General features: G+C 61.4%; 7 protein-coding genes and 1 pseudogene. 2 read left to right on the top strand and 6 right to left on the bottom strand.

The window, feature by feature from the left end; genetic code table 11:
- Positions 1–475 precede the first annotated feature (475 nt).
- Together sdhA and AAFX91_RS33920 are read left to right on the top strand one after the other, a co-directional pair.
- Positions 476–2,272, top strand: coding sequence for a succinate dehydrogenase flavoprotein subunit (gene sdhA, locus AAFX91_RS33915; protein ID WP_394569467.1), 1,797 nt, complete (start codon positions 476–478; stop codon positions 2,270–2,272).
- Between the two features lie 202 nt (positions 2,273–2,474).
- Positions 2,475–3,290, top strand: a complete 816-nt coding sequence (locus tag AAFX91_RS33920; protein ID WP_394569468.1) for a 4'-phosphopantetheinyl transferase family protein — start codon at positions 2,475–2,477, stop codon at positions 3,288–3,290.
- Positions 3,291–3,368: 78 nt separating this feature from the next.
- Here the strand turns inward: AAFX91_RS33920 and AAFX91_RS33925 are convergent, their stop codons facing one another.
- The 6 genes and pseudogenes from AAFX91_RS33925 to AAFX91_RS33950 form a co-directional block, all read right to left on the bottom strand.
- Positions 3,369–5,684 carry a TonB-dependent receptor gene (locus AAFX91_RS33925; protein WP_394569471.1) on the bottom strand — a complete coding sequence of 772 codons (2,316 nt, stop codon included), beginning with the start codon at positions 5,682–5,684 and terminating at the stop codon, positions 3,369–3,371.
- Positions 5,685–6,094: 410 nt separating this feature from the next.
- Positions 6,095–7,504 carry an FAD-binding oxidoreductase gene (locus AAFX91_RS33930; protein WP_207234405.1) on the bottom strand — a complete coding sequence of 470 codons (1,410 nt, stop codon included), beginning with the start codon at positions 7,502–7,504 and terminating at the stop codon, positions 6,095–6,097.
- A gap of 102 nt (positions 7,505–7,606) precedes the next feature.
- Positions 7,607–8,299: an ABC transporter ATP-binding protein gene (locus AAFX91_RS33935; protein ID WP_394569469.1), complete on the bottom strand. Its 693-nt coding sequence runs from the start codon at positions 8,297–8,299 to the stop codon at positions 7,607–7,609.
- 362 nt (positions 8,300–8,661) lie between these two features.
- Positions 8,662–9,102, bottom strand: a pseudogene (locus AAFX91_RS33940) (ABC transporter ATP-binding protein); the annotation flags it as partial.
- Entirely contained in the window at positions 9,086–10,084 is a 999-nt protein-coding gene (locus AAFX91_RS33945; protein WP_130577606.1) for a branched-chain amino acid ABC transporter permease, read from the bottom strand. The pseudogene AAFX91_RS33940 and the gene AAFX91_RS33945, both read right to left, overlap by 17 nt.
- Positions 10,085–10,663, bottom strand: a 579-nt coding sequence (locus AAFX91_RS33950) for a branched-chain amino acid ABC transporter permease (RefSeq protein ID WP_394569470.1), incomplete at its 5' end; no start/stop codon positions are given.

Consider the following 10,663-nt stretch of genomic DNA (forward strand, 5'->3'; position numbering starts at 1 on the left):
AAACTACTTCGCCGTCGTCGCCATTGCCGCCACTCTGCTCTGGATAAGGTAACTGTCCACACGGCCTAGCGCGGCGACGGCCGATAGAACGGTCGGGAGCTTCATATCCTCACCTCCGGCAATGCGATTGGCCGACTTGCGACCGAACCCGCGAAGAGACAAGTCCTCCGAACAGCGAAGCGCGGCGACGTTTGCCAACGGGATCCCCTGAATATCTGATGCAGGAAGATATAGGTTCGATCTCCGTCCTGAAAATTCAAATAATGAGATACGTATCATCTCATTTGACGATATCGGAATCTCTCCGCGAAGCGATGGGCATGGTCACAGCCAGGCCGATGGAATTTGGCCTGCTCGATGCCATATTGAGTGGTGTCGCTAGAACGGTCGGAGATCGATAAGCCTTCTGTTCGCCGATCCGATGAATACCGCTGAACTCAGAAAGACCAGTTCGCAAACTTGGGAGAACAGCAGGATGGCTAAGGCGTACGAAATCATCGACCACAATTATGATGTGGTGATCGTCGGTGCCGGCGGCGCCGGACTGCGCGCGGCACTGGGAATGGCATCGTCAGGCCTCAAGACGGCCTGCGTCACAAAGGTCTTTCCGACGCGCAGCCACACCGTCGCCGCACAGGGCGGCATGGCCGCATCGCTTGGAAACATGGGCGATGGCGACGATTGGCGCTTTCACATGTACGACACGGTCAAGGGCTCCGACTGGCTCGGTGATCAGGACGCGATCGAATACATGTGCCGCGAAGCCGTGCCCGCCGTGCTGGAACTGGAGCACTATGGCGTGCCCTTCTCCCGCACCGCGGATGGTCGGATCTATCAACGTCCCTTTGGCGGCCAGACCATCGCGTACGGAAAGAAGATGGCCCAGCGCACCTGTGCGGCGGCCGATCGGACGGGCCATGCCATCCTGCACACGCTCTATCAGCAGTGCCTGACTCACAGCACGGAGTTTTTCATCGAGTATTTCGCGTTGGACCTGCTGATGGATGATGACGGCGCCTGTCGTGGCCTGTTGGCGTGGAACATGGAAGATGGGACCATCCACCGCTTCAATGCTCACCGCACTGTGCTGGCGACTGGTGGTTACGGCCGCGTCTACTTCTCCTGCACCGCCGCTCATACCTCTACCGGCGACGGCAACGCAATGGCGCTGAGGGCCGGATTGCCGCTCGAGGACATGGAATTCACGCAGTTTCACCCGAGCGGCATCTACGGCTCCGGTTGCCTGATCACGGAAGGGGCGCGCGGCGAAGGCGGCTATCTCACCAACTCCGAAGGCGAGCGCTTCATGGAGCGTTACGCACCAAGCGCAAAGGATCTTGCCGGACGCGACGTCGTATGCCGCGCCATGACGATTGAGATCAACGAAGGGCGCGGCTGCGGTCCGCGCAAGGACTATATCGAACTACATCTGGAGCACCTCGACCCGGAGCTCCTGCACACGCGCCTGCCGGGTATCAGCGAGACCGCGAAAATCTTCGCAGGCGTCGACGTCACACGCCAGCCAATTCCGGTGCTGCCCACCGTCCATTACAACATGGGCGGAGTTCCGACCAATCTGCATGGCGAAGCCGTCACGTCTCGCCACGGCGATCCGGAAACAGTCGTTCCAGGACTGATGGCGATCGGGGAAGCGGCTTGCGTTTCAGTGCATGGCGCGAACCGCCTTGGCTCCAATTCGCTTCTCGACATCATCGTGTTTGGACGAGCAGCGGCTCACCGCGTGATAGAGACCTTGCGTCCGCAAGAGGGCCACGCACCAGCGCCCGACGAGGCGACCGATCGTGCCATCGCGCGTCTCGATCGCATCAGGTGGGCCAAAGGCAAGACTGTCGCCGGCGACATCAGGCTGGCCATGCAACAGACCATGCAACGCCACTGCGCCGTGTTCCGTACCGGCGCTCTGCTGGACGAAGGACTGGCAAAGCTTAACGACGTGATCGCCACGATGCGGAATGACGTTGGAGTGACCGATCACACGATGATATTCAACACCGATCTGGCCGAAACACTCGAACTGGACAACATGCTTGCGCAGGCGAGCGTCAGCCTTCATTCAGCGATCGGTCGCAAGGAAAGCCGCGGCGCCCATGCGCGGGAAGACTTCCCCAAACGCGATGACGAAAACTGGCTGAAACACACCCTGTGCTGGCTCGACGATGATGGCCGTGCGCGCCTCGACTACAGACCAGTGCATTTGCAGCCTCTCTCAAACGAGGTCCAGTCAATCCCGCCAAAAGAGCGCGTGTACTGATCGAGGGGTACCGCTCAATGCTGGATATGTCGCTCAGTTCAAGAAAACCGGTGGCCGATGTTACCGACAATACAAGGAAGCTTCGACTCCATTGTAGGTCGTCGGATGGATTCTAATCGATATTCCTTTCGAATCGCCGCTTGCCGTAGCCAATTGGCTAAGAGCATCGAACCGGAGCCGCTGTAAGATTGATCAACCTTGCATGAAAAACGCTGTCTACACCGGACAGGAAGGCTTCGCCTCATCGCTTACCGCGTTGCAGGCAACAACGGCGGTCGCCTGGGCAATCGCTGTCAAGCGTGTCACGCCAGAAAACGATGAGTTGCGCCTGCGATGGTTGCCCCATCCGAACCTCCCGGCGCCGGTCAGAGGACCGTCACCCCGAGAGATCGCGTTCTGGCTGGCCGCAGTCTCCCCGCCGGAGGAAGGCGCCACGCCCGGCCCTACCGCGCTTCTTCTTGAGCAAAGTGCCGCGCTGCTTGACGTGCAGGAAACGAACCACTTGGCGCGACTCCGGCATCATGAGGATCGGCGCAGTTATCTGGCCGCCCACGCCGGAGCACGTCTGATCCTTGGACATATAGTAGGCCGACCGCCCAATGCCCTGCGGTTTGCACCGTCGGCGAATGGCAAGCCGGTCCTTCTCATCGATCCGCAGGAAATCGACTTCAGCCTCAGTCATGCCAGGGGCGCCGTTGCCGTCGCAACAGCACGCATGCCCATCGGGGTCGACGTCGAACCCCTACGCGAAGTGGATCATCTGGATTCCATGAGCGAGCTGGTCCTGGCCGCCGAAGAACAAGCTGCTCTGCGGAAAGCGTCGGAGATATCCCGGTCCCGATTGTTTCTCCGCTATTGGACCCTCAAGGAGGCATTGCTGAAAGCGGCCGGGCTAGGTTTCGCAGTTCCGCCAAATGAGGTCATCGTCGATGCAGGACCAAGCCCAACGGTCCTCGCGGTACCTCCTGCGCTTGGATCTGTCGCGCAATGGCACCTTATCGCCCCTTCTGACACCTGACGGAAGCACCGACAAAAATACCGCCGTGGACGAAAATCCACGGCGGTAAATCATGGAGGCCAGCAACGTGGCGGAGTCTCAGAAATTGAACGTCGTCGACAGCAGATACGTGCGCGGAGCGGCGAGCGTGATCACGCCGCTATAAGCGGATGCCCAGTAGGCCTCGTTGAAGACGTTTTCGACGCTGGCACGAACCGCGATCGGCTTACCGTTCCAGGGAGACGTGAAGGTGTATCGCGCGCCGAGATCCACCCTCGTCCATTCCGGCAGCGTGAGTGTGTTCGTCACGTTGACATATTGCGAGCTGGTGTAGATCACCCTCCCCGTCAGCGTGAGATCGCGCACGAACGGCGTGTCCCACTCCGCACCGATGTTCGCAGTGACGGCCGGCACGCCGATGGCCGTTCTGCCATCGGTGAGACCGCCAGGCGTTCTGACCTGTTCACCTCGGATCAAGGCTACGCCACCCAGCAATCGAAGCTCGGGCGTGATCTCGCCGAACACGTTGAGTTCTACACCGCGGTTGCGCTGCTCGCCGTTGAGCTGCTGCGAGGGTTGCGGCAGCCCAGGCACCGCAATGATGCTCGGCTGAGAGATGTCGAATACGCTCATGGTCGTGGTGAGACGACCTGTATCGATCTTCACGCCCGCCTCGGCCTGCTTGGTTTGAGCCGGTGGAAACACGGTTCCCACGTTGGAAAACGCGCCGGACACGACGACCGGTGTTTGAAGACCTTCGATGTAGTTCGCATAGAGCGAGATGTTCTCGACCGGTCTCACGACGATTGCGTAAGCCGGCGTCCATACCGAAGCGTCGCTCTCCGGCCTGCTTGACGCGGGCGTAAGAAAATTAGTGACCTCGCTTCCTGCGGTCTGACGACGGACGCCAACCGTTAGCTGAACGCGCTTGTTCAGGAATGACATCGTGTCGGAAACACCGACGCTCCAGAGGTTGACGCCGGTGAGCTGATTGGCGCCGACCACAGTGAAATTGGGACGAGGAATATTGGTCGGCTCGGTGTAGAGGTTCCAGAAGATCGTGCCGCCGCCCGGGGGCGTCAGAACGCGCTGGCTATGGGTTCGATCGTTGATTGAGTAACCGACGTTGATCGCGTGATTGATCGGGCCCGTATCCGCGTTGATGCGAACACCGGCTTCGCCCGCAAAGGTCTCGAATGTCTCCTTTCCGGTGAACGGGTTCGAAGCCAGGTCGCCCACCTGGAGTGCTCCCGTTCGCGTCGCGTTGGTGAGAATAGGCGACGGATAGGCATAGTTGATGTTGCTGTCGTGATAACCGAACGACGCGTACGCGGTCATCCAGTCGGTCAAGTCGACCTCGCCTCTCGCGGTCGAGAAAAAGTCCGTCGGCTCATAGAACGCCCAAGGTACCTGGAAATTGGTTCCGGCCTTCGGCGGTGGAGGAATGAAGGTCGTGGTTGGAGCGATGGTGAAGAACCGCAACGGCGGATGCAGGACGTCGGCCTGGTAACCGATATCGACCGCCATGCGCGCGTTCTCGCCACGATAGTCGAGGCCCAGCACCACATTGCCGAGTTCGTCGTTCTGGCGGTTCCAGGGCGTATTGCCGTTGCGATAGGTGCTGTTTAGCCGAACGCTCCACTCCTTGTGCTCGCCGTAGCGCCGACTGACGTCGATGGCCTCGCCAAACTGAGACTTCGAAATGTAAAATCCGGTGAGCTGCGTAATATCGACGTCGGGCGCATGCTTGGTGAGGAGATTGACACTGCCGCCGACGGCGCCGCCGCTTGCGACACCGGTGCCTCCGACCGTCATGCCGTTGAGCACCGCGCTCGGCCCTTTCAGCACTTCGACCCGCTCTATGAAGTTCGCACCGGTAGAATAGCACGGTGCGATTCCGTAAAGTCCGTTCAACGCGTAATCGCAACTGTCATAGTAGAAGCCGCGGATGAAGAGGCTATCGGCGCCACCGCCCGCCGCCTGCACCACTCTGACGGAAGGATCGTTCGCCAAAACGTCGCGGATAGTACGCGCCTGTTGATTCTGAATCAGCTCCGCCGTGTAGCTGGTCTGGTTGAACGGCGTATCCATCACGCTGCGGTTGCCCAGCAGTCCTAGGCTTCCGCCTGTTGCGACCTGTCCACCGGCATAGGGAGCGGGCGGCGCGCCAAGCGTTCCCGTCGAAGGCACCGCATACGGGACCGGCTCAACCCGGCGAGGAGCCGGGGCAGCAACGCGCCTTTGCACGCGTGTCGTGGAGGTCTGCGGCCTCTGGCTCGTCTGTCGCACCCTTGATCTCGTTGGTGCGTCTACGGTGACGGGCGGCAAATTTCCTTGTGCAAATACTTTCTGACTGTCCAAAAAATCCAAGGAAAGCGCGAGGTAACTCGCCGCTCCCAGCGCAACAGCACGCAGAACATTTCTCGCCCCGACGTCTTACGTCATGCCTAACACCCCCAGGCAACTTGCAGGTCCCTGGATTCGTCCTAACACGCGCTTCTGCAGGGGGTGGAGAAACGCCCAATAGAAATGATCTAAGCTCGCGATGCTGTTGCGGCGAATTGCTCGCAGAGCCTGTCTAACAACGATGAAACAACATCATGCATTCTTTGAAATCGTTCTAAAGAATATGCGCCATGCGCGCGATAAGCACGGTTGGTCCATGATGATTCCGTGACCGAGAATGTTCGCACGCCGTTCTCAGCAGGAGCTTCGGGAATTCTTTCCATGAATATTTGGGAAGTTGTGGCAGCCACATCTCCCGAACTCGCTTCCAAAGATTCGGCGGAAAGAGCGTGGTGTCTTCAAACAGCGCGCGCGGGAAATCAGTTGCTCAACGGGTAGATCTTTCCCGGATTCATGATTCCTCTCGGGTCCAGCGCCGTCTTTACCGCCTTCATGAGCGCCACCCCCTCACCGTGCTCCGTTTGCATGTGCACGATCTTGTGCAGCCCTACGCCGTGTTCGCCTGAGCATGTGCCTCCCATCGCAATGGCTCGGCGCGCGGTGCGAAAGGCGAGCGCCTCGGCGCGCTCAGTCTCTTGCGCGTCCTTCGGATCGAACAGGATTCCGAGATGGAAATTACCATCACCGACATGGCCGACGATCGGCGCCGTCAGGCCAGATGCGACAATGTCCGCCTTGGTCTCCAGCAGACAGGCCGGCAGCGCCGAAATCGGCACGCAGGCATCGGTACCCATATTGGCCTTACCGGGCTCAAGCGCCATCACCGCTTGATAGGAATTGTGGCGCGCCTTCCACAACCGCGTCCGGTCTTCCGGCCGCTCGGCGAATTGAAACGCGCCGCCGCCGTGATCCGCTGTTATCGCCTGCATCATCTCCACTTCCTCGCGCACTCCGTTCGGCGTGCCGTGAAACTCGAGAAAGAGCGTCGGCGTCTCCACATAATCCAGTTTCGAATAGCGGATTGCGGCGCGCATCTGCACCTCGTCGAGCAGTTCAATGCGCGCCATCTTCAGATTGGATTGCAGCGCCGTCACGACAGCGGCGACAGCACCTTCAAGCGAGGCAAACTGGCAGACGGCGGCAACGATCGTCTCCGGCTGGCCGTAAAGCTTGAGCTGGATTTCGGTGATGACGCCGAGCGTTCCTTCGCTGCCGACATAGAGACGGGTGAGATCGAGGCCAGCAGATGACTTCCGCGCGCGGCTGCCGGTGCGGACGATGCGGCCATCGGGCGTGACGACGGTGAGGCCGAGAATGTTCTCACGCATCGTGCCATAGCGCACCGCATTGGTGCCGGAGGCCCGCGTGGCGGCCATGCCGCCGATCGAGGCATTGGCTCCTGGATCGACCGGAAAGAACAGGCCGGTGTCGCGGACATGCGCGTTGAGGGCTTCGCGCGTCACGCCCGCCTGGACCCGGCAGTCGAGCGAGTCCGGTGTGACCTCCAGGATTTTGTCAAAGCGCGTCATATCGAGCGACACGCCGCCGGCAAGAGCTGCAAGCTGGCCCTCCAGCGAAGACCCCGCGCCAAAGGGCGTGACCGGCACGCGGTGTTCGTTGCACAGCGCGAGAACGAAGGCGACCTCCTCGTTGGTCTCGGGAAAGACCACGAGATCGGGCACACCGACTGCCGGCAGGCCTTCGCCGTGGCTGTGCTGGTCGACCACCGCCTGCGAGACCGTGACACGCGCGCCCAGGCGTTCAGCGAGCCTCGCGCGCACAGCGGCGATGACTTCCGTTGTTGGGCGCGGCAGGGTGTGGGCGTTCATGTCGGCCTCCATTGTGACCCGGCCTCCATCTGCACCACGGCGATCCGCCTTTCAAGCCGCGACGGCGACGGCTCTCGTGAGCACCAAATCCAGCCCGCTAGCTTATTCGGCGGCCTCGCCGTGGCCGAGATAGGCGCCCATCAGGCGGGGATCGCGCGCGACCTCGGCGGCGCTTCCCTCGGCAACGATACGTCCCGAGCTCAGCACATAACCGCGGTGGGCGACGGCGAGCGCCATGCGGGCATTCTGCTCCACCAGCAGGATCGCCGTCCCCTGCCGATTGATTTCCACGAGCTTGCCAAAAACCTGCTCGACCAGCAGCGGAGCAAGTCCGAGCGACGGCTCGTCGAGCAGCAGCAGACGCGGACGGCTCATCAATGCGCGGGCAATGGCGAGCATCTGCTGCTCTCCGCCTGAGAGCGAGAAGGCCAGCGATGCCGACAGGCGCTTGAGGTTGGGGAACAGTTCGAGCATCTCCTCGATCAATCCCGCCAGTTCACCGTGCGGTCGCCCATAGGCGCCGATCTTGAGGTTCTCGATGACTGTCAATCCGCCGAACAGCCGCCGGCGCTCGGGAACGAGCGCCAGTCCCATTCCGACCAGACGCTCGGTCGGCTCCCTGATCAGCTCCTGACCTGTGAAGCGCACCGAGCCCGATGCCTGCGCCAGACGCGCGATCGCCTTCAGCGTGGAGGATTTGCCTGCTCCGTTGTTGCCGAGCAGCGCCACGAACTCGCCGACACCGACCTTCAGCGACACCTGCCGGACCGCCTCGATGTCACCGTAGCGGACCACGAGATCGGAGACCTCAAGCAGCGGCGCGCCGGTGCCTTCGCTCGCGCGGCCGACCTGTTCATGGAGCTCCGCCTCGCGGTCGGCACGGCCGAGATAGGCCTCGATGACGGCGTCGTTGCGCTGGATCTCGGCCGGCGCTCCTCGGCCAGCACCTTGCCGAAATTGAGCACAGTGATCCGGTCGGCGAGCGTCATCACTACTTCCATCTCGTGCTCGATCAAGAGGATCGTCATCCCGCGCGCATGCATCTGGCGGATCACCTCGATCAGGCGCGCGGTCTCGGCGTGGTTGAGACCTCCATGCGGCTCGTCAAGCAGCACGAGGCGCGGCTCCAGCGCGAGCGCCTTGGCGATTTCGAGCAACCGCCTTTGTCCCTGCGGCAACGAGGCGGCATTCGCATCGGCAACGTCGGCAAGCCCGACGAACGCAATGATCTCGTCGACCCGGCGTGCGTTTTCCTGGTCGAAGCGCCACGGATGAGCCCTGCCGTGCCGCGCGGCAAGGACATTCTGGCGCACAGTCATCGAGCCGAACAGGCGGGTATTCTGGAATGTGCGTGCCAGCCCCATTGCCGCGAGCTGGTGCAACGGCTTCGACGTGACGACGGCGCTTTCGAAACGCACCTCGCCTCCGGTCGGCGTATAGATGCCGCTAATGATGTTGAACAGCGTGGTCTTGCCTGAGCCGTTGGGGCCGATCACGGCATGGATCGTGCCCTGCGCGACGGTGAGCGATACGTCTTCGAGCGCCGTCAGGCCGCCGAAGCGTTTGGTGACGCCGGAGAGTTCAAGCAGCGCGTTCATGATGCGTCACGTCCGATCGTGCATAGGATTTTTCGCGCCGGCGAAGACTGCGGAAGGCGGACAGAACCAGTCCGGAGAGACCGGCAGGGAAGAAGGTGATCACGAGGATGACCATAACGCCGAACACGGCAAAGTAGTATTCCTGCATGAAGCGCAACAGCTCCGGCACGAAGGTATAGAGGATGGCCCCGAGCACGGCGCCAAGGGGGCTGCCGAGGCCGCCGACCACCGCCATGGCGAGGTAGGAGAAGGTCGACTGCCACGAGAAGACGTCGGGGCTGATATAGCCGCGCAGCAGCACGTAGCAGATGCCGGCAAGACCGCCATAGGCGGCCGAGATCACGAACAGCATGATCTTCAGCCGCGAAATATCGACGCCGATGGCCTGCGCCGCCAGCGGATCGTCGCGCAGCGCGCGGATGCGCAGACCCAGCGGACCATTGGCGATCCAGACCTGGAGCAGATAGGCGCAAGCGACGATCGCGAGCAACACCCACAGCATCTTGTCGTTCTCACCGGCAAGCCCGATGCCCGGGATCGCGGTGATGCCGTTGGCGCCGTTGGTCAGTCCCTCCCAGTTCACCAGCAGCCGCTCGACGATCAGCGCGAAAGCCAGCGTACACAGGGCGAGGTAGTGCCCCTTCAGCCGCAATGTCGGCCAGCCCAGCGCCATCCCCACCGCGGCGGAGATTGCGATCGCGCCGATCGCGGCGACCGGCACCGGCATGCCTGCGGCCTGAAGCAGCGTGAATCCATACGCCCCGATGCCGAAGAATGCGCATTGTGCGAGCGACATCTGGCCGCCGAAGCCGAGAATAAAATTGAGCCCGAGGACCAAGAGGATGTTGATCAATGTCACGTCTGCGACCTGCAGATAATACACCGACAGGAATTGCGGCAGGACGAGGCCGCAAAGGATCGCAACGCCGATCACCAGAAGGGCGAGCGTACGCATCGTCAGCGTGTTTCCGTCGACGGTCATTTATGGACGCTCCAGTTCGAGTTCGCCGAAAATGCCCTGCGGGCGGAACATCAGAACTGCGATCAAGACGCCGAACGCAATCACGTCGATATATTCCGACGAGATGTAGAAGGATCCCGCCGACTCGATGACGCCGAAGATCAGGCCACCGACGAGCGCGCCGGGGATCGAGCCGAAGCCGCCGAGGATGGTCGCTGCGAAGGCACGGAGCGACAGGTTAACGCCCATGTCGGAAGATACGTAAGACAGCGGCGCGATCAGCCAGCCCGCCAAGGCTGCGAGCATGGTAGCGTACGCAAAGATGAAAGCGATGATGCGGGCGGTGGGAATGCCCATCAGCCGCGCAGCTTCAGCGTCCTGCGCGGTGGCGCGCATTGCGCGACCGAGCGCCGTATGCTGAAACAGCGTGTGCTGGATCGCCATCATCACGGCGAGCGCCGCCAGGATGACGAGATACTGCGCGTAGATCGTGGAGCCGAACAACTGCACAGAGGTCGTGCCCAGGGTAGGGCTATCGCATATGGGCGAGGGCGCGGAGAAGGAAGTCGTTGTTCCATCTGGCCTGGAGCATTTTGTGGC

It is taken from the genome of Bradyrhizobium sp. 31Argb (assembly GCF_043638955.1).
Lineage (GTDB): Bacteria > Pseudomonadota > Alphaproteobacteria > Rhizobiales > Xanthobacteraceae > Bradyrhizobium.

Coding starts and splice junctions, on each gene's coding strand:
- AAFX91_RS33945 (WP_130577606.1), bottom strand. CDS start 10,084: ATGACCGTCGACGGAAACACGCTGACGATGCGTACGCTCGCCCTTCTG.
- AAFX91_RS33930 (WP_207234405.1), bottom strand. CDS start 7,504: ATGAACGCCCACACCCTGCCGCGCCCAACAACGGAAGTCATCGCCGCT.
- sdhA (WP_394569467.1), top strand. CDS start 476: ATGGCTAAGGCGTACGAAATCATCGACCACAATTATGATGTGGTGATC.
- AAFX91_RS33920 (WP_394569468.1), top strand. CDS start 2,475: ATGAAAAACGCTGTCTACACCGGACAGGAAGGCTTCGCCTCATCGCTT.